Origin of the sequence: Labrys sp. WJW, assembly GCF_001676615.1 — a bacterium.
In the GTDB taxonomy this organism is placed as follows: Bacteria; Pseudomonadota; Alphaproteobacteria; order Rhizobiales; family Labraceae; genus Labrys; species Labrys sedimenti.
On sequence record NZ_LYXZ01000062.1, the window covers coordinates 37,048 to 58,871 of the forward strand.

At 64.4% G+C, this 21,824-nt stretch carries 18 protein-coding genes; 9 read left to right on the forward strand and 9 right to left on the reverse strand.

Features of this window, described 5'->3' with window-relative positions; genetic code table 11:
- Positions 1-8: 8 nt before the first annotated feature.
- From BA190_RS30400 to plsY, 4 genes are all read right to left on the reverse strand, one after another.
- Entirely contained in the window at positions 9-767 is a 759-nt protein-coding gene (locus BA190_RS30400; RefSeq protein WP_068297074.1) for a DUF2259 domain-containing protein, read from the reverse strand.
- Between the two features lie 100 nt (positions 768-867).
- Positions 868-3,522, reverse strand: a complete 2,655-nt coding sequence (gene topA, locus BA190_RS30405) for a type I DNA topoisomerase (protein ID WP_068297078.1) — start codon at positions 3,520-3,522, stop codon at positions 868-870.
- Positions 3,523-3,766: 244 nt separating this feature from the next.
- The gene (dprA, locus tag BA190_RS30410) at positions 3,767-4,927 is read right to left on the reverse strand and encodes a DNA-processing protein DprA (RefSeq protein ID WP_068297081.1); all 1,161 of its coding nucleotides are present in this window, start codon (positions 4,925-4,927) and stop codon (positions 3,767-3,769) included.
- Positions 4,924-5,529: a glycerol-3-phosphate 1-O-acyltransferase PlsY gene (gene plsY, locus BA190_RS30415; protein ID WP_068297083.1), complete on the reverse strand. Its 606-nt coding sequence runs from the start codon at positions 5,527-5,529 to the stop codon at positions 4,924-4,926. The genes dprA and plsY overlap by 4 nt, the downstream gene beginning before the upstream one ends.
- 376 nt (positions 5,530-5,905) lie before the next feature.
- Here plsY and BA190_RS30420 point away from each other — a divergent pair, with 376 nt between their 5' ends.
- A complete protein-coding gene (locus BA190_RS30420; RefSeq protein WP_068297086.1) occupies positions 5,906-6,343 on the forward strand; it encodes a hypothetical protein in 438 nt (145 codons plus the stop codon).
- Between the two features lie 156 nt (positions 6,344-6,499).
- Here the strand turns inward: BA190_RS30420 and BA190_RS30425 are convergent, their stop codons facing one another.
- Positions 6,500-7,798, reverse strand: coding sequence for a dihydroorotase (locus BA190_RS30425; RefSeq protein ID WP_245315003.1), 1,299 nt, complete (start codon positions 7,796-7,798; stop codon positions 6,500-6,502).
- Positions 7,799-7,811: 13 nt separating this feature from the next.
- The gene (locus BA190_RS30430; RefSeq protein WP_068297092.1) at positions 7,812-8,759 is read right to left on the reverse strand and encodes an aspartate carbamoyltransferase catalytic subunit; all 948 of its coding nucleotides are present in this window, start codon (positions 8,757-8,759) and stop codon (positions 7,812-7,814) included.
- Between the two features lie 488 nt (positions 8,760-9,247).
- On the opposite strand from BA190_RS30430, the gene BA190_RS30440 reads away from it, so the two are divergent.
- The 3 genes from BA190_RS30440 (at position 9,248) to BA190_RS30450 (ending at position 13,381) form a co-directional block, all read left to right on the forward strand.
- Positions 9,248-10,777 (forward strand): ABC-F family ATP-binding cassette domain-containing protein, encoded by a 1,530-nt coding sequence (locus tag BA190_RS30440; protein WP_068297098.1) that lies wholly within the window; start codon positions 9,248-9,250, stop codon positions 10,775-10,777.
- Between the two features lie 222 nt (positions 10,778-10,999).
- Positions 11,000-12,295, forward strand: coding sequence for an MFS transporter (locus tag BA190_RS30445; protein ID WP_068297101.1), 1,296 nt, complete (start codon positions 11,000-11,002; stop codon positions 12,293-12,295).
- 108 nt (positions 12,296-12,403) lie between these two features.
- Positions 12,404-13,381, forward strand: a complete 978-nt coding sequence (locus BA190_RS30450; RefSeq protein WP_082980145.1) for an Ldh family oxidoreductase — start codon at positions 12,404-12,406, stop codon at positions 13,379-13,381.
- A gap of 255 nt (positions 13,382-13,636) precedes the next feature.
- Here BA190_RS30450 and ruvX read toward each other — a convergent pair whose 3' ends face one another.
- A complete protein-coding gene (gene ruvX / locus BA190_RS30455; RefSeq protein WP_245315004.1) occupies positions 13,637-14,101 on the reverse strand; it encodes a Holliday junction resolvase RuvX in 465 nt (154 codons plus the stop codon).
- A 207-nt stretch (positions 14,102-14,308) separates the two neighbouring features.
- Between ruvX and BA190_RS30460 the strand changes: the two genes are divergently transcribed.
- On the forward strand, positions 14,309-15,010 hold the full coding sequence (locus tag BA190_RS30460) for a metal-dependent hydrolase (protein ID WP_068297103.1): 702 nt from the start codon (positions 14,309-14,311) through the stop codon (positions 15,008-15,010).
- Positions 15,011-15,080: 70 nt separating this feature from the next.
- On the opposite strand, the gene BA190_RS30465 is transcribed toward BA190_RS30460, so the two are convergent.
- On the reverse strand, positions 15,081-16,076 hold the full coding sequence (locus tag BA190_RS30465) for a tetratricopeptide repeat protein (RefSeq protein WP_068297106.1): 996 nt from the start codon (positions 16,074-16,076) through the stop codon (positions 15,081-15,083).
- 53 nt (positions 16,077-16,129) lie between these two features.
- Positions 16,130-17,845 carry a caspase family protein gene (locus BA190_RS30470; RefSeq protein ID WP_068297107.1) on the reverse strand — a complete coding sequence of 572 codons (1,716 nt, stop codon included), beginning with the start codon at positions 17,843-17,845 and terminating at the stop codon, positions 16,130-16,132.
- A 194-nt stretch (positions 17,846-18,039) separates the two neighbouring features.
- Between BA190_RS30470 and gatC the strand changes: the two genes are divergently transcribed.
- The 4 genes from gatC to gatB all read left to right on the forward strand — a co-directional run bounded on the left by gatC (position 18,040) and on the right by gatB (position 21,798).
- Positions 18,040-18,327, forward strand: a complete 288-nt coding sequence (gatC, locus tag BA190_RS30475) for an Asp-tRNA(Asn)/Glu-tRNA(Gln) amidotransferase subunit GatC (protein ID WP_068297110.1) — start codon at positions 18,040-18,042, stop codon at positions 18,325-18,327.
- Between the two features lie 88 nt (positions 18,328-18,415).
- Entirely contained in the window at positions 18,416-19,954 is a 1,539-nt protein-coding gene (locus BA190_RS30480; protein WP_068297113.1) for an amidase, read from the forward strand.
- Between the two features lie 2 nt (positions 19,955-19,956).
- On the forward strand, positions 19,957-20,283 hold the full coding sequence (locus tag BA190_RS30485) for a chorismate mutase (RefSeq protein WP_068297204.1): 327 nt from the start codon (positions 19,957-19,959) through the stop codon (positions 20,281-20,283).
- A gap of 48 nt (positions 20,284-20,331) precedes the next feature.
- Positions 20,332-21,798, forward strand: a complete 1,467-nt coding sequence (gene gatB / locus BA190_RS30490) for an Asp-tRNA(Asn)/Glu-tRNA(Gln) amidotransferase subunit GatB (protein ID WP_068297116.1) — start codon at positions 20,332-20,334, stop codon at positions 21,796-21,798.
- The last annotated feature ends 26 nt before the right edge of the window (positions 21,799-21,824 follow it).

Genomic DNA, 21,824 nt, shown 5'->3' on the forward strand with positions numbered 1-21,824 from the left:
TGGTTCCATCACGGCAGGGGAACAGGGATGGCAAGATAGCGTCTGTCGGGCTCCTCCCAGCTATGGGGCCAATAGCTCACCAATGCCACCAGCCGCGGCCTGGCATTGGCCGGTCTGTAGACGAAAAGCGCATTCAGGCCATTGGACTGGGAACAGCCGCGCTCCTGTCCGGTAGCCTCGTCGACATAGACGATTTCATTGTTCCGGTTGTTCTCCGGCAGGGTGCGCACCAGCGAAAAGCTCTTGAGCTTGTCGCGCCCGCGAGCCGCGCAAGCCGCGTCGGTGATCGTGCGGGACAGAACGTCCACCGTGACGTCGCCGCCGGGAAGGGCATCCCCGATGCTGAGATTCGTGACTTCGGCGGCCATGGTGGCATAGGCCTGGTCGGGAGTTGGCGGATCGAACAAGCGTGCGTCCTCGTGCATGACCTGCCTGGTCGGCTTCTCGCCGATGCCCAGCCGGGCCAGCAAAGGCTCCGCTTGCTTTCTCGTCTCGGCCCGGGCGGCGTCCTCGGGGCCTTCCTTGTCATGCTCGACGGCGAAGGGAGCGCCGGGCACGGATTTGCCGGTGTCGAGATCGAGCACGAAGATCGTGCTGTAGGGATGGATGGAGGCGTCGCGCGTGCCGTATTCCTCGAAGGCGAAATAACGGCCGTCTTTGGAAAAGCCGATGATGTCGGGCGTGGCGGCATCGCCGGCGCAGGCGGATGCGAGAATGAAGCCGTTGACAAGGGCTGCGCCGATCAGAGCTGCAACGCAGCGAACCATGAGACTTGCCTCCAGCCTGCCCGAGAAGGGTAGGCTAGAGGCTTGGAGCGCTGAGAGGAAGTCCCGGCGGGAACAGGGTTCCAACCGGGCTCTCCGCTGATCAATCGGTATCGAATGGCACCTCGTCGGAATCGACGATTGCCTTGGTTGCCTTCTTGGCGGCAGGCTTCTTGGCGGCCGTGGCTTTCTTGGCCGGCGCCTTTTTGGCGGCCGGTGCCTTCTTGGTCGCCGGTGCCTTGCCGGCCTTGGCGGCAATCAACTCGATGGCCTGGTCCAGGGTCACCGCATCGGCTTCCATGCCTTTGGGCAGGGTGGCGTTGACCTTGCCGTTGGTCACATAGGCGCCATAGCGACCCGGCTTGACCTCGACCTTGCCACCGCCCGGATAATCGCCGAGAGGGCGCCCGGCCGGTGCAGCCGCCCCGAAACGGCGTCCCGAACCGCCACTTTCCTTGGTGAGGATCAGGTCGACGGCCCGGTTGGAGCCGATCGACATCACGTCGTCATCCTTGTCGAGATTGGCGTAGGTCTTCTCGTGCTGGACATAGGGGCCGTAGCGGCCGATGCCGACCAGGATCGGCTTGCCGCTCTCGGGGTGCACCGCGACTTCCTTCGGCAGGGAGAGCAAGGCCAGCGCCCGTTCGAGATCGACATTGGCCGCGCTCATGCCCTTCGGCAGGCTGGAGCGCTTGGGCTTTTCGCCCTCGCCAAGCTGGACATAAGGACCGAAACGTCCGTCACGCAGCGTGACGTCCAGGCCAGTCTCCGGATCGCTGCCGAGCTTCCTCGTGCCGGCCTCGCCGCCGCCTTCCGCATCGCCATTCTGGTCGGCGCCGGCCGACAATTGGCGGGTATAGCGGCATTCGGGATAGTTGGAACAGCCGATGAACGATCCGTATTTGCCGAGCTTGAGCGAGAGCGTGCCGGTCCCGCAAACGGTGCATTGGCGCGGATTGGAGCCATCGCCCCGATCGGGGAAGATGTGGGGACCGAGCAGATCGTTGAGCGCGTCGAGAACCTGGGTGGTGCGCAACTCCTTGGTGCCATCGATGGCGGCCGAGAAATCGCGCCAGAAATCGCGCAGGACTTCCTTCCAGTCCAACTCATGGTTGGAGATGCGGTCGAGCTTCTCCTCCAGGGCCGCGGTGAAGTCATATTCGACATAGCGGGCGAAGAAGCTCTCGAGGAAGGCGGTGACGAGGCGGCCCTTGTCTTCGGCTTTCAGGCGCTTCTTGTCGACCGAGACATAGTCGCGGTCGCGCAGGGTGGCGAGCGTGGCCGCGTAGGTCGAAGGGCGCCCGATGCCGAGCTCTTCCATGCGCTTGATCAGCGTGGCTTCGCTGTAGCGCGGCGGCGGCTCGGTGAAATGCTGGGTGGCGGCGATCGATTTCTTGTCGAGCTTCTCGCCGGCAGTCATGGCGGGAAGACGCTTGCCGTCCTCCTCGTCGCCATCGTCGTCGCGGTCTTCATTGTAGAGCGTCAGGAAGCCGTCGAACTTCACGACCTGGCCGGTGGCGCGCAAATCGAGCTTGCGGCCGGCTGCCTCGACCAGGATGTCGACCGTGGTGCGTTCGAGTTCGGCCTGCGCCATCTGGCTGGCAACCGTGCGCTTCCAGATCAGCTCGTAGAGTCGGGCCTGCTCATTGTCGAGGAAGCGGGTGACGTCCTTGGGCAGACGGAAGGGATCGGTCGGCCGGATGGCCTCATGGGCTTCCTGGGCGTTCTTGGCCTTGGTCACATATTTGCGTGGCGTCTCCGGCAGGTAGCCGGGCGCGTAGCTCTTGCCGATCATGCTGCGCACGGCGGCGATGGCCTCCGGCGCCATGTCGACGCCATCGGTACGCATATAGGTGATCAGGCCGACCTGTTCGCCATTGAGATTGACGCCTTCATAAAGACGCTGGGCGATCTGCATGGTGCGGTTCGGCGACAGGCCGAGCTTGCGACTGGCCTCCTGCTGCAGCGTCGAGGTCGTGAAGGGCGGAAATGGATTACGTCGGGCGGGCTTGGCCTCGACGCTTGCTACGGCATAGCGGCCTTGGTCGAGGGCGGACCGGAAGGCGAGTGCCTCCTTCTCCGTGCCGACGTCGAGGCGCTGGATCTTCTGGCCGTCGGCGCCGACGAGGCGCGCTTCGAACAGATCGCCGCGCGGCGTGGCCAGGGTGGCGACGAGGGACCAATATTCACGAGCGACGAAGCGCTCGATCTCGAGTTCCCGGTCGCAGACCAGGCGCAGGGCCACCGATTGGACGCGGCCGGCCGAGCGGGCGCCAGGCAGCTTGCGCCAGAGCACCGGCGACAGGCGGAAACCGACGAGATAGTCGAGGGCACGGCGAGCGAGATAGGCGTCGACCAGGCCTTCGTCGATCTCGCGCGGCGCCTTCATCGCCTTCAGGACAGCGTCCTTGGTGATGGCGTTGAAGGTCACGCGTTCGACCGGGATATCCTTGATGGCGCGCTTCTGGCGCAGGATCTCCAGCACATGCCAGGAGATCGCCTCGCCCTCGCGATCAGGGTCGGTTGCCAGAATGAGCTTGTCGCTCTCTTTCACCGCCTTGGCGATGTCGGACAGGCGCTTGCCGGCCTTGGCGTCGTTCTCCCACACCATGGCGAAATCGGCGTCAGGCTCCACCGAACCATCCTTGGCCGGCAGGTCGCGCACGTGACCGTAGGAGGCGATCACCTGGTAGTTGGAACCGAGATATTTGTTGATCGTCTGTGCTTTGGCAGGCGACTCAACGATGACGACAGGCATGGGCGGGCCGTTCAATACGCGGAAAACGAAATCTCCCCTGCCAGGAGCTCACCTCGGTGGCCGGCCAAACAGGGCATGGAAACGAGCAGGCCGTCCGGCTTTTCGGCGCGAATAGGCGCCCTGGAGCCGTCGACTAACTGCCAAATAAGGGTAAATCCGAAAATTGCAAACTGGCGCATTTGTCAGATTAGGTGGTGTTGCAACCACCAAGGCGGCGGCAAGATGGGCAAAAGGCGGGCTCAAGTCAATTCGGCCGACCGGCGTACAACAGCGACACCATGCCATTGCCGTGCCGTTCGATTCGGCCCGACATATCGAGCTCGAGCAAGGCGAGCTGAACCCGCCTTGCATCCAGGCCGCTGGCGCGCACCAACTCATCCATGGCCACGGGCGAGGGGCCGAGCACGGCGATCAGCCGATCCTGGTCGGGATCGCCCGTCGAGGCGTCCCGTGGGGCGGGCGGGGCTTCGGAGGAAGGAGCCTCGAAATTGAAACGAGGTTGAATGGGCCGCCGCGGCGCCGCTGCGGGGCGTTCGACCAACGGTGTCAGGGCTTCCAGCACGTCGCCGGCATGCCGAACCAGGATGGCGCCTTCGCGCAGCAATCGGTTGCTGCCTTCGTTGCGCGGGTCGAGCGGGGAACCCGGGGCTGCCATCAGTTCCCGGCCTTGCTCCAAGGCAAGGCGGGCGGTGATGAGGGAGCCAGAGCGCGCAGCGGCCTCTATGATGACCACGCCGAGCGAAAGGCCCGAGACTATGCGGTTGCGTTTGGGAAAATCGCGTGCCGTCGCTACCCAGCCGAACGGCATCTCGGACAGGATGCAGCCTGCCTCGCTGATATCCTGTGCGAGTTGCGCGTGCTGGGGAGGATAGATGTTGCCGAGACCGCCGCCGACCACCGCAACGGTGCCGTTTGCTATCGTGGCGCTGTGGGCTGCTTCGTCGATCCCGCGCGCCAGGCCTGAGACCACCGTGAAACCGGCATTGGAGAGTTCGGTCGCCATGACAGCCGCGAATCGACGCCCCAGCGCGGAGGCGTTGCGGGCCCCGACGATGGCTACCATCGGCCGGGACAGGGGGGCGAGCGAGCCCCAGGCGGCGAGGAGGGGCGGGGCCGAATCGATGGCAGCCAGGGAGAGGGGATAGTCGGCTTCACCCATGGCCACGAAACGGGCACCAAGGGTGGCCATGGCCTGCAATTCGCGCTGGAGGCTCGTCTCGGACGGCAGCTTGAGGGGGCGGCCGCTGCGCCTGGCAATTTCGGGCAAGGCTTCGATCACCGCCCTGGCGGAACCGTGGCTTTCCAGGAGGCCCTTGAAACTGATGGGGCCAATGCCGTCGCAGCGGATCAGGCGCAGCCAATCCAGCTTTTCTTCGTCCGGGAGGGCAGGTCCCGGCGAGGTCACGCCTTCTTTCCGATGCGGCTCTCCGTGCCGTTGAGAAGACGGCCGATATTGGCGCGGTGCATCACCCAGAGGGCTACCGAGAGGATGGCAAAGAGCAGGGCCTCACGCTGATAGCCCATCAGCAGAAGCCCGATCGGGCTCAGCAAGCTGGCGGTCAAGGCGGAGGCGGAAGAATAGCGGGTGGTAAAGGCCACCAGGACCCAGACCAGTGCGAAGAAGATGGCGATAGGCCAGGCGAAGGCGGCGAGCAGGCCGAGATAGGTCGCGACTCCCTTGCCGCCCTTGAATTTCAGCCAGATTGGGAAGAGATGGCCGACGAAAGCGGCCAGCCCCGCAAAGACGGCGGCCCCATCCCCCCAGAAATGGCGGGCGAGCAGCACGGCGGCCGTGCCCTTCAGGGCGTCGAGGATCAAGGTGGCGGCCGCCAGGTCCTTGCGCCCGGTGCGCAGGACATTGGTGGTACCGATATTACCCGAGCCGATGGCGCGGATGTCGCCCAATCCTGCCAGGCGAGTGAGAATCAGGCCGAAGGGGATCGACCCGAGCAGATAGCCGAGCAGCAGCGCCGCCAGCGTCGTCGTCAGGGTCAGGTCGGCAAACATCGGCAGCTCGCTTTGGGAAGAAAAGGTTCGTGCCGCACACTATCGTCACTCGACAAGGCCCGGCCACGAAAATTTTTGCCCCCGGGCGGCGCGAGAGATCGAAGCAGTAGTTTTCCTCAGCCTTTGTCGGGGCGACGAATTGCAGTGACCCGGGAGCACGCTAAGGCTTTCCTGGCGAGCCGAGCTGGTCCAATGCTGTGCGACGCCAAGGCGTTTTGTGATTTCCCGGAATCACCAAGAATCGCAAAGACGCGTGAGCCAATCCGTTGGATTGGCCCGGGAACAAAGAGCTAGAGCAAACAAGCGTTCGCATGTGAGCGCGCTTTGCTCTAGCGCATGCCGAATTTGCGGGAATCGGCGACTGAAGGAGTTTTGGATGCGTCTTATCGTGGCTTCGGCCCTGTTTCTTGGTCTCTCCGGTGCTGCCCTCGCGCAACAGCCGACCTACAACGAGCAGGTCGAGAAGGAGTTTCCTGCCTTGGACCGGCTGGTGAAAGCGCAGCCCTACAAGGGCGCCTACAGTGCCCTGCTGAAGGAATTGTCGCCGGTTCCCGATTATCTGTCGGACGTGCTCAGGCGCAAGGGCGCCTACATGACCTTCGGTTCCAAGCAGGTGAACGTCGACGGTTCGCCCCACCGTGTCGCCATGGTCTGCCCGACCAACGTGACCTGTGCCGAATATGGCAGCGTCTTCCTGTTTACGGTCGATGGCCGCCGGGCCTGGGCGGAGATCCGCGACGGCGACAAGCCGGTCTATCTGGGCGGGCCCAGCGCGGCGCAGAAACAGGTTCTGGACCAGACATTTGACGAATAACGGCTGGGCGCGGTCTGGTGTGCCGGTCTTCAGATCGGCATTCGGAGCGCCGTTGCCGGTCTGAAGACCGGCACACCAATGACCACCCTCGCAGCGCCAGGTCGGGCAATACCTGGCATGGCATTTCCCAAGCTCTAGCGAACGGAGACGCCGGTATCAGCTCCGTTCGAACACCTGCTTGCCGGCGACGAAGGTTCGCGAGACCAGACCGCTGAGGCGAGCGCCGTCGAAGGGCGAGTTCTTGCACCGCGAGCGTAGTTTAGCGGCGTCGAGTACGAAGGGCACGTCGGGATCGAAGACGATGACGTCGGCGCTGGCGCCCTTGGCCAGGGTGCCGCCGGGCAGGCGCAGGATCTCGGCGGGGCGCGTCGAGAGGGCGCGCAGCAGGCCGATCAGGTCGAGCGAGCCGTCATGCACCAGGCGTAGCCCAGCCGAGAGCATGGTCTCCAGGCCGATGGCGCCGTCGGCCGCTTCGGCGAAGGGCTGGCGCTTGGTCTCGACGTCCTGGGGATTGTGATCGGAGACGATCGCATCGACCAGCCCGTCCTTGATCGCCTGCACCAGGGCCATGCGGTCGTCCTCATGACGCAGCGGCGGCGACACCTTGCAGAAGGTGCGGAAACCGTCGATGTCGTTCTCGTTGAGGGTGACGTGGTTGATCGAGGTGGAGGCGGTGACGCTGAGCCCATCCTTCTTGGCCCGGCGTAGCACCTCGATCGAGGCGCGGCAGGTGACGGTGGCGGCGTGATAGCGGCCGCCGGTCAGGGCGACCAGGCGCATGTCGCGCTCCAGCAGCATCGCCTCGGCCTCGGCGGGAATGCCGGGCAGGCCGAGGCGGTTGGCAAATTCACCCTCGTTCATCACGCCGTCACCGGCCAGGTCCTTGTCCTGGGTGTGATGGATGATGAGGGCGTCGAAGTCGCGGGCATAGGTCAGCGTCCGGCGCATCACCCGGGCATTCATCACGCTGCGCGCACCGTCGGTGAAGGCGAGGGCGCCGGCCTCGCCGAGCAGGCCGATCTCGGTCATCTCCTGTCCGGCAAGCCCCTTGGTCAGCGCAGCCATGGCATGGACATGCACGATGGCGGTGTCGCGGGCACGGCGCAGCACGAAATCGACCACGGCAGGATCGTCGATCGGCGGATGGGTTTCCGGCGTGCACACGATGGTGGTGACGCCGCCGGCCGCCGCGGCCTGCGAGGCGGTGGCGAGCGTCTCGCGATGCTCGGCGCCGGGCTCCCCCGTCACGGCGCGCATGTCGATCAGGCCGGGGGCGACGACCTGGCCCTCGCAATCGAGGACGGTCGCGTCCGATCCGACGGCGCCGGCGGTGAGATGAGGCCCGGTATCGGCGATGGCGCCGTCTCGAATCAGCAGACCGCCATGCTGCTGGGTACGGGCAGCGGGATCGGTCAGCAGGGCGTTGGCCAGAAGCAGAGGGCGAGCGTTCGTCAACTTTTCATTCCCCTCAGACATTCGGCAGGTTGCGGGCGAGCGCTTCGAGCACGGCCATGCGGACGGCGACGCCCGCCTCCACCTGCTCGCGGATGAGCGACTGGGCACCGTCTGCGACCGCGGTATCGATTTCTACCCCGCGATTCATCGGCCCGGGATGCATCACCAGCGCATCCGGCTTGGCATGGCTGAGCTTTTCTTCGTCCAGGCCGAAATAGCGGAAATATTCCTTGATCGAGGGAATGAAGGCGCCGGCCATGCGCTCGCGTTGGAGACGCAGCATCATCACGATATCGGCATCGCGCAGGCCTTCCTTCATGTCCCTGTGGATCTCGACGCCGAAGCGGTCGATGCCGGCCGGCAGCAGAGTGGAAGGGGCGATCAGCCGGACTCGGGCGCCCAGCGTGGCGAGCAGCAGGATGTTGGAGCGGGCGACGCGCGAATGCAGGATGTCGCCGCAGATCGCCACTGTCAGCCCGGCGATTCGCCCCTTGTTGCGGCGGATGGTGAGGGCATCCAGCAAAGCTTGGGTCGGATGCTCGTGGGCACCGTCGCCGGCATTGACCACGGCGCAGTCGACCTTTCGGGCGAGAAGATGGACGGCGCCCGCCTGGTTGTGCCGGACCACGATCACGTCCGGCCGCATGGCGTTGAGGGTGATGGCCGTATCGATCAGCGTCTCGCCCTTCTTCACCGAGGACGAGCCGACCGACATGTTCATCACATCGGCGCCGAGGCGCTTGCCCGCCAGCTCGAAGGAGGACTGGGTGCGCGTCGAGGGCTCGAAGAACAGGTTGATCTGGGTTCGCCCGCGCAAGGCGGACGACTTCTTCTCCACCTGCCTGTTGAAGGCGATGTGCTCGTCGGCTTCGTCGAGCAGGCTGATGATATCGCTCTCCGTCAGGCCTTCGATGCCGAGGAGGTGGCGATGCGGATACGTCGCTGGGGCTGTCTTTGTCATCAAAGCCGATTTCATAGGCTGCACCGGTGACGGCAGCAAGGCAGGAGATGCGCCTTGCGCATTTTTCCACCGCGGGCGTTGGAGGGCGATCTCCTCGGCTCCACGGAATGATGGGCGCGGGCGACCGTTTTCTTACGGCGACAGCCGTGTTTGCACGCGGTCGAACTGGAGATCGCCCCTCCAGACGACCTTGCCTATCCCTCCGGCCAATGCTATCGGCGAAGGGATATTCGAACCGGGAAAGGAGGGCTGCGCATGATTATTCGCTGCGATCATCATCGCCAGCGTGGCCCAGTCCAGGCCCTGCAAACGCGTTTGCAGGGCTGACCAGAGGTCGTATCTCCCCATACTGGTCTGCCCTTCATGGCCGTGCAGAACGAGCTGCAGCTCGTGACTGCACATTGTCAAACGCCGTGCCTTCGCCCCGTATCCCTTGACGGCTTGATGCCCGGGATATTGCGATCGCCGGTTCGGACCAGAGAATTTCCATGAGCCTGATTACCCTGCGCAACCTCGGCGTGACGCTGAGCGCACCGCTCTTCTCGCAACTCAACCTTTCCATCAATGCCGGTGACCGGATCGGCCTGGTGGCGGCCAATGGCCGAGGCAAGTCCACTTTGCTGCGCTGCATCGCCGGCACGATGGAAGCCGTGGAGGGCGATATCACAAGATCACGGGGCCTGACGGTCGGACATGTCGAACAGCAGGTCCCGCCAGCCCACCTGGCAGTGTCCTTTTATGACGCCGTATTGGCAGCACTGCCCGAAGAAATGCAGGCGAGCGAGGCCTGGCGCGTCGACGTCACCCTCGATTCGCTGCAGGTGCCGGATGAACTGCGTCAGCGAGCGCTCGGACAGTTGAGCGGCGGCTGGCTGAGGCTCGCCATGCTGGCCAGGGTCTGGGTGAGGGAGCCCGATCTCCTGCTGCTCGACGAGCCCACCAACCATCTCGATCTTGCCAAGATCGCCCTGCTGGAGGACTGGCTCAATGCCCTGCCGCGCGACGTGCCGGTGCTGGTGGCGAGCCATGATCGTGCCTTCCTCGATGCCACCACGAACCGCACCCTGTTCCTGCGCCCGGAGCGATCGCAACTCTTCCCCCTGGCCTATTCCCGGGCGCGGGCTGCTCTGGAGGACGCCGACGCGTCGGAGGAACGGCGCTATCAGCGCGACATGAAAACGGCCCAGCAATTGCGCAAGCAGGCGGCGAAGCTGAACAATATCGGCATCAACTCCGGCAGCGATCTCCTGGTGGTCAAGACCAAACAACTCAAGGAGCGGGCAGGGCGCCTGGAAGAGGCGGCAAAGCCCGCGCATCAGGAGCGCTCCGCGGGGGCAGTCCGTCTCGCCAGCCAGGGTACGCATGCCAAGGTTCTGGTCACGCTGGAGGATGCCGCCGTGACCATTCCGGATGGGGCCCTGCTGTTCCGGACCGGACAGCGCTTCATCTGTCAGGGCGACCGTATCGTCCTGCTTGGCCGGAACGGCGCGGGCAAGAGCCGCCTCATCGCCATGCTGCGCCGCGCCATCGCCCAGCCGGAGACCAGCGTTGAGGGCCTCAAGGCAACGCCTGCGCTGGTGCTGGGCTATGGTGACCAGGCCCTGGCCGATCTCGACGATGGGCAGACGCCGCACCACGCCCTGACCCATCGCTTCGAGGTCGGCGACCAGCGGGGACGCTCCCTGCTGGCGGGAGCCGGCATCGCCATCGAGAAGCAAACCCGGCCGATCGGCCAGCTTTCCGGTGGCCAGAAGGCGCGTCTGGGCTTGTTGATGCTGCGGTTGGCCGAACCGAACTTCTATCTCCTCGACGAACCGACCAATCATCTCGACATCGAGGGGCAGGAGGCGCTGGAAGGGGAATTGCTGCGTCCCAATGTCAGTTGCCTGCTGGTCTCGCATGACAGGAGTTTCGTGCGGGCCGTCGGCAACCGCTTCTGGCTGATCGAAGGCCGGCGGCTCATCGAGCTGGAGGGGCCGGAAGCATTCTTCGCCTCCATCAGCCAAGCGGGAAGCTGATCCTTCCTGGCCGGTCCTCCTGCTCGAGCCACGGGCACGATCAGGAGGACCGGCGGGATAGCCGGTATTGCCCCTATTTTGTGGCTGAGGCCTCTCCATGGGGCTTGAGGAGCGCCTTTCGCCCTGTCGGCGGCCCGAATATTTCCCTTGTCCGGGCGGGGAGGCTGGCTCTTAATGCCCATGCCGGGGGGCGCCGAACAAGAACAGCGGGGGAGAACGCTCATGGCAGGCGCGGCGGCAGGTCAGTCGAAAGCGGGGACCGTTCTCAGGGTCACCAGCGGCAATTTCCTCGAAATGTTCGATTTCTTTCTGTTCGGATTTTACGCCACCCAGATTTCCCAGGCCTTCTTCCCGTCCCAGAACGAAACGACATCTCTCCTGCAGGCCTTCATGACGTTCGGGGCCGGGTTCCTGATGCGGCCGCTCGGTGCGCTGTTCCTGGGCTCCTATATCGATCGTATCGGGCGGCGGCAGGGGCTGATCGTCACGCTCGGCATCATGGCGATGGGCACCGTGCTGATCGCTTTCGTGCCGGGCTATCAGACCATTGGCGTGCTGGCGCCGATCCTGGTGCTGGTCGGGCGGTTGCTGCAAGGGTTTTCGGCCGGCGTTGAACTGGGCGGCGTCTCCGTCTACCTCGCGGAGATGGCGACACCGGGCAACAAGGGCTTTTATGTCTCCTGGCAATCGGGAAGCCAGCAGGTCGCCATCGTCGTCTCGGCCCTGATCGGCTATGCGCTCAATCACCTGTTCGTGCCGGAGACCATCTCCGATTGGGCCTGGCGCATTCCCTTCTTCATCGGCTGCATGATCGTGCCGCTGCTGTTCTTCCTGCGCCGGAGCCTGGAGGAGACAGCCGAGTTCGAGGCACGCCATGTCCGCCCGACCTTGCAGCAGGCCGTGTCTTCCTTGCTGCAGAACTGGCAGGTCGTGCTGCTCGGAGTGATGCTGGTGCTGATGACCACCGTCTCCTTCTATCTCATCACCGTCTACACGCCGACTTTCGGCAAGAGTGTGCTCAAGCTCTCCGAGTCCGATGCGTTGGTAGTGACGCTGTGCGTCGGCATCTCGAATTTCGTCTGGCTGCCGGTGATGGGAGCGTTGTCGGATCGCATCGGCCGCTTTCCCATCCTGGCGATCTTCTCCCTGCTGATGCTGGTGACCGCCTATCCCGCGCTTTCCTGGCTGGTCAGCGCGCCGAGCTTTGCGCGCATGCTGGAGGTCGAGCTGTGGTTTTCCTTCCTCTATGGCAGCTATAACGGTGCGATGGTGGTGGCCCTGACCGAGATCGTGCCGGCCCATGTCCGCACGACGGGCTTTTCACTGGCCTACAGCCTCGCCACGGCGCTCGGCGGTTTCTCGCTGGCGATTTGCACCTGGTTGATCTCCCTTTTGCAGAACAAGGCCGCTCCGGGGCTGTGGCTGTCGCTGGCAGCAGCTTGCGGATTGGTTGCGGCGCTGCTCATCTATCGTACGAAGCTGGCGAGCAGCCGGCCGGATCCGGCTTCGGCCTTCTAGAACAACCGAGCGTTAGGGCCCGGATGCGCGTTTGCTCTAACTCTTTGTTGAATGGTTTCTCCTGTGTTCCGGAAGGTCGCAGGACTGTTTGGGAGTTGAGTATCGCAGATGTCGGATGTCGTAAGATTGGGGCAAGAGGCCGCCTGGACGCTCGCCCATGGCGCTTGCCGGGGGGCGGGTGCCAGTGAAGCGATCGCAAGATCGCTCGCCGATGCCATCGTCGCTGCCGAATGGGTCGGGCGCCCCTCGGTGGGCCTTGCGCATCTGCGCGATTATCTGGCCGGCTTTACCTCGGGGCGTATCGCCACCAATGTGGAGCCGGAGGTCGACGATCCGGCCTTGGCCATCATCCGCTCGGACGCGAAGGGCGGCATTGCCCAGCTCGGTTTCGACAGGGCCTTCCAGGAGTTATGCAGCCGGGCCGGCCGTTACGGACTGGCGGTCTTCGCCCAGCGCAACAGCTATACCACCGGCGAACTGGGCTATTATGTTCGCCGTTTGGCCGAACAGGGATTGGTCGCCATCGCTGCTTCGAATGGCCCGGCCCTGATGGCGGCCGCATTGGGAAGCGAGGCGGTCTACTGTACCAATCCGCTGGCTTTCGCGGCGCCTGTTGCAGGCGAGCCCCCCTTGGTGATCGACCAGGCTTCCAGCGCCACCGCCTTCGTCAATGTCCGGAAGGCTGCAGAGAAGGGCGAGACCATTCCGGAAGGCTGGGCGATCGACGCACAGGGGCAGCCAACCACCGATGCGCGCGAGGCCGTCAAGGGAGCGCTCCTGGCTTTCGGCGGCGCGCGGGGAGGCAATATCGCGCTGATGGTGGAGGTGCTGGCAGCCGGCATCAGCGGGGCGAACTGGTCGCTCGATGCTCCCCGTTTCATGACCGGAGAGAAGAGCCCGGGTACGGGCCTGTTCGTCCTCGCCCTCAAGCCCGATCTCCTGGAGCCGGATTTTGCCGACCGCCTGAGAAAGCAGTTGGAAAGGCTGTCCGGCAAGGGCGTGCACATTCCCGGCCGCGGGCGGGCAGGAGAGGCCATCGACGTTCCCAAGGCGGTGATAGAGGCGCTGGAACGGCACGGGCGCTGACATGTTCCGCCATCTCGGTTCCTCCCCGCAATGACACCAATGGCATTGATGCTTGACCGATCAAGCACCGTCCTTGCGAGCGTAGCGAAGCAATCCAGTACTGGAAATCGTAGCGGCCGTGGCGCCTGGATTGCTTCACTGCGCTCGCAGGGACGCGCGGGTCAACGTCGCGGCCGTTGGCATGACACGGCTGCTAAATCGGTCATGACGGCGCGGCGGTGGCTTGGCGATATCGAAGCCAGAGGCTTCGCGCGGTTATCGCCCATAGCCCAGGCGATCCAGTGCGCCTTGCAGAATGAAGGATGCCGCCATCTTGTCGACGACTTCTGCCCGCCTGCGACGCGAAGCGTCGGCTTCGAGCAAGGTCCGGGTTACGGCGGCTGTCGACAGGCGCTCGTCCCAGAGGGCAACCGGCAGGTCGCTCAGGCGCTGCAGGTTGCGGGCGAAACTCTCCGAGGCCTGGGCGCGCGGGCCTTTGCTGCCATCCATGTTGAGGGGATAGCCGAGGACCAGGCCGCCGACCTCGTGCCGGGCGCAGAGTGAGAGCAATTGCTCGGCATCCGCGGTGAATTTGGTGCGGCGGATCGTCTCCAGGGGCGAGGCGATGGTGAGCATCACGTCGGATAGTGCCAGGCCGATCGTCTTGGTGCCGAGATCGAGGCCGAGCAGGCGCTGGTTGGCGGGCAGGTTTTCGGCGAGGTCGAAGAGATCAACAATCAAGGGAATATCCCTGAGAGAGCGGACGTCCTCGTCCGCTCTTCCCATCCATTGAATGTCACGTTCCTGGATGCGGACGAGGACGTCCGCGCTCCCGGGAAGGGCACCTCATCGTGGAACCCTGCGAGAATCCCGATAGCATTTTGCGCCGCTTGGGCGTTATGGTTTTCTGATCCAAGCACCAACCTCATTGTTCAAGGAATTGTCCAAATGCGTATTACCTGGCTCGGCCACGCCGCTTTCCGGGTCGAATTCGACGGCAAGGCCGTGTTGTTCGACCCCTTCCTGAGCGGGAATCCCTCTTTCAAGGGAGAGCGCGCCGCCGTCAGTGCCGGCATCAGCCATATATTGCTCACCCATGGCCATGCCGATCATGTCGGCGATACGATCGAGCTGGCGCGGGAAACGGGTGCGACAGTGGTCTCCAACGCCGATCTCGTGACCTTCCTGGCGGGCAAGGGGGTAGAGAAGGTCGAGCCGATGAACACCGGCGGTACGGTCGATCTCGGTGGATTCAGCGTCACGATGGTAAGAGCCGATCATTCGGCCAGCCTGATCGACAATGGCGTCAGCATTGCCGTGGGCAACGCCAATGGCCTGATTCTCAAGGCGCCGGGCCAGCCGGCCCTCTATCATCTCGGCGATACCGACATCTTCTCCGACATGGCCCTGATCGCCGAATTGCATCAGCCCAAGATCGGCCTGGTACCGATCGGAGACCGCTACACGATGGGACCGCAGGCCGCGGCACTGGCGGTGAAGCGCTATCTCGATCTCGATGTCGCCATTCCCTGTCACTATGCGACCTTCCCCGGCCTGGTGAGCAATGCCGACACCTTCGCCGCAGGGCTTGCCGGCACCAAGACGAGGGTGCTTGCCCCCAGATCCGGCGAGAGTGTGGAAGTCGGGTGAGAATGCTTGGAGAGCGCAGGCAGCCTGACTGCGCTCTCTGTCCAAAGCGGTGGCTGTTTGTGCCGCGGCCTCAGCGATACCGGCAGTAGCGCTTGCTGTAATCGGCAGCGTTGACGTCCCCGAGGCTGGAACCCTTCTGCCAGAGATCGCAGGCCTTGTTGCGGTTTCTTGGTACGCCCGTGCCGTCATAGGTCATGATGGCGAGGCCGACATAGCCTTGTGAATCGCCGGCCGCGATGGCCTGGTTGTAGTAGTCGATCGCCTTCGGGTAGTTGCGGCGGCCACCGACGCCGAGGCGGTAATAGTCGCCCAGGCCGGACAGGGCGAACATGACTTTCTCGTCCACTGCCCTCTCCATCAGCGCCAATGCCGCGGCAGGATCCTTCTTGACGCCGCGTTGGGTTTTCATCAGGCCGGTCGCTACGTTGTAGATTGCCCGTTTGTGCCCTTTTTCCATCGCTGCCTTGTAGGCGACCATGGCTTCCTTGTAGTTCCCGGCCTTGTCATAGCTGCGGCCAAGCTGGAAGAACTCCCTCGCTGGCGCGTCGGCAAGCTGCGTCGCCTTGAGGCAAGCGGTGATGGCCGCCGAGGTGTCGAGCTTGTCGAAGGTGACACCGGGCAGGTTGGCCGGCTTCTGCTCGTCCATCGCATGCGCTGCCGCACGATCACAGGCCTCGATATCCGGCGATGACACCGTATCCTGCGCAGTCTGGGCGGGTGGCGGTGAGGTTGCCGGTTCCGTTGCCGGCGGCGGCGTGGCCCGGTCCTGTGCCGTTGTTTCCGTCGCCGGCGTGGCTGGTGCGGCAGCCTTGCCAAGGGCCTTCAACTTGATTTCGGCCAGGGGCTTGTAGACGCCCTTGAAGGTACCGTTGGCCACCTGGTCGAGATAGGCTTGGAACATGGCAGGATCGGTACTGTTCTGCACCGACTGCCAGAAGATGTCCTCGGCCGACTGGCTCGCCTGGGCAAGCAGCAGGGGACGGGCGGGATCCGCCAGCCCCGGCACGCTCCACGACAGCGCCAGTGCCGTGGCGAACAGCGAACCTGCCAGCAGTTTCATCGACATCCGTACTCTCCGCTCATTTCTAACCGTCCGATGGCGCTGCCCATGCCTGTCGCTCAGCCCGGTGGACATTTGGCATTGAGATTGCCGGCTGCGTCGGCATCCCCGGCAGACGCACCCTGCCTGAAGAGGTCGCAGGCCTTGCCGACATCCTTGGTCACGCCCTGGCCCTTGAGGTAGAGCAGGCCGAGGCCGGAATAGGCCGTCGGCTCCTTGGCCTTGACCCCGAGTTCGTAGATCGCGGCGGCCTTGCGATAGTCGCGGCTGGCGCCGAGGCCGTTGGCATACATCCAGGCGATTCGACTGATGGCCGGCGCATAGTTTCCATCGATCGCCTTGTAGTAGAGGCTGAGGGCCTTGATGGCATCCTTGGGAACACCGCGGCCGGCCAGATAGCGCCCGGCAAGCTCGTACAGAGCCATGCCGTGGCCGAGCGAGGCGGCCTTCTGGAGCTGAGCCAGTGCCAGGGCGTCCTGTCCGTTCTGTCCATAGGCGACAGCAAGCTGATAATAGACGCGGCGTGGCGATCCGGGCACCGCAACGGCTTTGCTGCATGCGGCAATAGCCGCCGAGGCGCCGTCGGCCGACAGCCTTGCTCCGGTAATTGCGGCCGGCTTGTCAGGATCGCGTGCATCGGCAGCTGCCGCGTCGCAGGCAGTCACCGTCGCATCGGCGGGCGCGTTGCCAGGCGTGGGCGGCGGTGACAAGGCGGCCTGCTCGGTTGCCGGAGGCGCGGAAGGAACCGGTTTCGGGGCCGGCTGCTGCGCCGCTTTGGGCTGCAGTGCGGCAAGCTTGATCTGGGCGAGCACCTTGTAGGTGCCCGTGAACGTGCCGGCGCCCACCTGGTCGAGATAGGCCTGGAACATGGCGGGATCGGAGCTGCTCTGGATCGATTGCCAGAACAGATTTTCCGACTGGCTGTTGCCTCCGGAGAGCGGGTCGGGCGTGACGACAGGCGGCTGGGCGCTCGCGCGCGCCGCAGGCAGGTCGCCCGTCAGCGTGACCCGGCCGACGATCCCGTCATAATAGGCCGGTACCTGCTCCCGCCCGGCGCTGCGGGCAAGGGCACGCACTTTCTCCTGGGTCTCCTTGGCCATGTCGATCAGCGTCAGATCTTGCCGCCCCAGCAGCGGCAGGAAGGAGCGTACGAAGACGGAGGTCTTTTCCGAGTCGGCCGCCGAAAGGCGATCCAGCGCCTCCTGCTTGCTGCCGGCCGAGAACATGATGAAGACGCCGCCATCCGCTTCCATGCGTGCAAGGCCGCGGGTCGCGGGCAGGGCGCGCGTGCCGCCCTGGGCGAACGGATTGTTGCGGCAGGCATCGAGAATCGCCACCACCTGCCGTGCGCCCTTGGAACGGAAGCGCTCGATGATGTCGGCGGCGTTGAAGGATTCGTCCTTGATGAGACCGGCCTCGCCCTCTTTCGCCGTGGGGACGTCGACGGGCAACAGCCAGTTCTGACCGTCGATCTCGACGCCATGGCCGGAGTAGTGGAAGAGAACGGTGTCGCCCGGGCTGATCGCCCCCTCCACCGTGGCCATGGCCCGGCTGATCTGGCGCTTGGTGCCGTTCTCCACGAGCGTGACCGTAAAGCCCGCTCGCTGCAGGGCGTCCCGCATCGCCTGGGCATCGTTCACGGCCGTCTGCAGCGGCGGCACTTCCTGATAGGCGTTGTTGCCCACGATCAGGGCGAGCAGCTTGGCGGAGGCCGGCGTCATGCCGCTCCCGAAAGCCAGGAGCGCGAGCAGGAGCAGGACACAGCGTGCTCTCATGGAGGTTCCCCAATCGCGGAGGCAGGATAGCTTGCGCTACGCTCTCTTGCGAGAGCCATTGCGCAGGCGGCGTCAAACAAGCGTGACTCGTTCCCCTGACTTGCGGCATCATGGGGGACAAGACTGGTTGCGCCTGCAAAGCTACGCGTGATAGACCGCGCCGTTCCGTGATTTTGCGCACAATCGAGGGTTTCATGTCTGTCGATGCCGCCACGGTGAAGCGTATCGCGCGTCTTGCGCGCATTGCCGTCACCGAAGAAGACGTTCCGCATTTGCAGGGCGAGCTGAATGCCATCCTCGATTTCGTGGCCCAACTCGACGAAGTCGACGTCGACGGTATCGAGCCGATGACGTCGGTGACACCCATGGTGATGAAGAAGCGCCAGGACGTTGTGACGGACGGCAATATCGCCGAGAAGATCGTCGCAAACGCGCCGGCTTCCGAGGACAATTATTTCCTCGTTCCCAAGGTCGTCGACTGAGTTACGCCGTTTCCAGGCCCCGCGCGTTCGAGCTGCTGCATTCCTGGCTGCTCCGAATCCGGGCCGTATCCGTTCAGGACATCCTTCCGTGAGCCATATTACCGATCTCACCCTTGCTGAAATCCGCGACGGCCTGAAGGCCAAGACGTTCACCGCAACCGAGGCGGCCAAGGCCTATCTCCACGCGATTGAGAAGGCACGTGGCCTCAACGCCTATGTGCTGGAGACGCCGGAGCAGGCGCTCGCCATGGCTGCCCGGGCCGATGACAGGCTCGCCAAGGGCGAGGGCGGTCCACTCGAGGGCGTGCCGCTCGGCGTCAAGGACCTGTTTGCCACCGAGGGCGTGCGCACCACGGCCTGCTCGCGCATCCTCGACAATTTCGTACCGCCCTACGAGTCGACGGTGACGAGCCAGCTCTGGCGCGATGGCGCGGTGATGCTCGGCAAGACCAACAATGACGAATTCGCCATGGGCTCGTCGAACGAGACCTCTGCCTTCGGCGCGGCGGTCTCGCCCTGGCTGCCGCCGGGCTGGAGCGCCGAGGAAGGCAAGCGCAAACTCGCCGAGGCACGCGCTGCCGGCAAGGCGCCGAACGGCTTCCTGGTTCCCGGCGGCTCCTCGGGCGGTTCCGCCGCTGCGGTGGCCGCGCGCCTGTGCCCCGGTGCGGCCGGCACCGATACCGGCGGCTCCATTCGCCAGCCGGCCGCCATCACCGGCATTACCGGCATCAAGCCGACCTATGGCCGGTGCTCACGCTGGGGGATTATTGCGTACGCTTCTTCGCTCGACCAGGCCGGTGCCTTCGGCCATACCGTGCGCGATTGTGCCATCATGCTCAATTCGATGGCCGGGCACGACCCCAAGGACACCACGTCCATGGATATCGCCGTACCCGACTACGAGGCGGCGATCGGCGGCAGCGTCAAGGGCAAGGTCATCGGCATTCCCAAGGAATACCGGGTGGAAGGCCTATCGGCGGAGATCGATGCGCTCTGGCAGAAGGGCATCGACTGGCTGCGTGATGCCGGCGCCGAAATTCGCGAGATCAGTCTGCCGCATACGAAATATGCCTTGCCGGCCTATTACATCGTGGCGCCAGCCGAGTGCTCCTCCAATCTGGCCCGCTATGACGGCGTGCGCTATGGCGAGCGGGTTGCCGGGCGCGAGATCACCGAGCTCTACGAGAACACTCGCGCCGCCGGTTTCGGCGCCGAGGTGAAGCGCCGTATCCTGATCGGCACCTATGTGCTCTCGGCCGGCTATTACGATGCCTATTACGTCCGGGCCCAGAAGATCCGCACGCTGATCAAGCGCGATTTCGAACAGGCCTATGCCAGCGGCGTCGACGCCATCCTGACGCCGGCCACGCCGTCGCCCGCCTTCGGCATCGGCGAAAAGGGTGGGACGGATCCGGTGGAGATGTATCTCTACGACGTCTTCACGGTGACGGTGAACCTGGCCGGCCTGCCGGGGCTGTCCGTGCCGGCGGGGCTGTCCTCGGGTGGCCTGCCGCTCGGCCTCCAACTGATCGGGCGCCCTTTCGACGAGGAAACCCTGTTCACCCTTGGCCACGCCGTCGAACAGGCCGCCGGTTCGCTCGGCCGGCCCGAGCGCTGGTGGGCCTGAGCATGAGCGGCGGCCAGAACACCGGCGAAACATCGGGCACGACCGAGACGTTGGCGGATCTGCGCCGGGAGATCGATGCCATCGATGAAAAGCTGGTGCATCTCCTGGCCAGCCGCCTCAAGGTCGTGCAACGGGTGGTCAAGGTGAAGAACCGCGACGGCCTGCCCGCCAACATCCCCGAACGCGTCGAGGAGGTGGTGGCCTCGGCCCGCAAGCAGGCCGAGGCGGAAGGATTGCCGCCCGAACTCGCCGAGCTCATCTGGCGCGACATGGTGGCCTGGATCATCGATTACGAGAACCGGCACCTGACCACGGATAAACGAGGCTGACATCAGCCCGCTCAAACATTGAATTCTACTTTGAACCGGAGCCTAGATATGAACGCCACGGTTGATCCCAAGAAGCTGATCAAGGGCGCCACGGGCGATTGGGAAGTGGTTGTCGGCATGGAAATCCATGCCCAGGTCACCTCCGAGGCCAAGCTCTTTTCCGGAGCTTCCACCAAGTTTGGCGGCGAGCCCAACTCCCATGTCTCGCTGGTCGATGCCGCCATGCCCGGCATGCTGCCCGTGATCAACGAGGAGTGTGTGCGCCAGGCGATCCGCACCGGCCTCGGCCTTCGGGCACAGGTCAATCTGAAGTCGGTGTTCGACCGCAAGAATTACTTCTATCCGGACCTGCCCCAGGGCTACCAGATCTCGCAGTACAAGCAGCCGATCATCGGCGAGGGTACCGTCATCGTCGAGGTGCCGGAGACTGGTGAGACGCTGAATGTGGGCATCGAGCGCCTGCATCTGGAGCAGGATGCCGGCAAGTCCATGCATGTGGGCGACGTATCGCTGGTCGATCTCAACCGCTCGGGCGTCGCCCTGATGGAGATCGTCTCCAAGCCGGACCTGCGCTCGGCCGACGAGGCGCGCGCCTATGTCACCAAGCTGCGCACCATCCTGCGCTATCTCGGCACCTGCGACGGCGACATGGACAAGGGCAATCTGCGTGCCGATGTCAACGTCTCCGTGCGCAAGCCCGGCGATCCCCTGGGTACGCGTTGCGAGATCAAGAACGTCAACTCGATCCGCTTCATCGGCCAGGCCGTCGACGTCGAGGCCCGCCGCCAGATCGGCATTCTCGAGGATGGCGGCTCGATCGACCAGGAGACCCGCCTCTACGATCCCAACAAGGGCGAGACGCGGTCCATGCGCTCGAAGGAAGAGGCGCATGATTATCGCTATTTCCCCGATCCGGACCTGCTGCCGCTCGAATTCGACCAAGCCTATGTCGATGATCTCGCCGGCCATCTGCCGGAGCTGCCCGATCCCAAGAAGGCCCGCTTCATCAGCCAGTACGGCCTGTCGGCCTATGATGCCGGCGTGCTGACGGCCGAGCGCGAATCCGCCGACTTCTTCGAAGCGGTCGCGACGGGGCGCGACGGCAAGATCGCTGCGAACTGGGTGATCAACGAATTGTTCGGCCGCCTGAACAAGGAAGGGCTCGACATCACCGCCTCGCCCGTTTCCGCCGCGCAACTCGGTTCGATCGTCGATCTCATCGGCGAGAACGTCATCTCGGGCAAGATCGCCAAGGATCTGTTCGAGATCGTCTGGACCGAAGGCGGCGATCCGCGCGCAGTCGTCGAGGCCCGCGGCATGAAGCAGGTCACCGATACCGGGGCGATCGAGGCCGCCATCGATGCGGTGATCGCGGCCAATCCCGACAAGGTCGAGCAGGTCAAGGCCAAGCCGACCATGCTCGGCTGGTTCGTCGGCCAGGTGATGAAGCAGAGCGGCGGCAAGGCCAACCCGCAGGCCGTGAACGATATCCTCAAGGCCAAGCTTGGACTTTGAGGAAGAGGTAGTGGTGTGCCGATCTC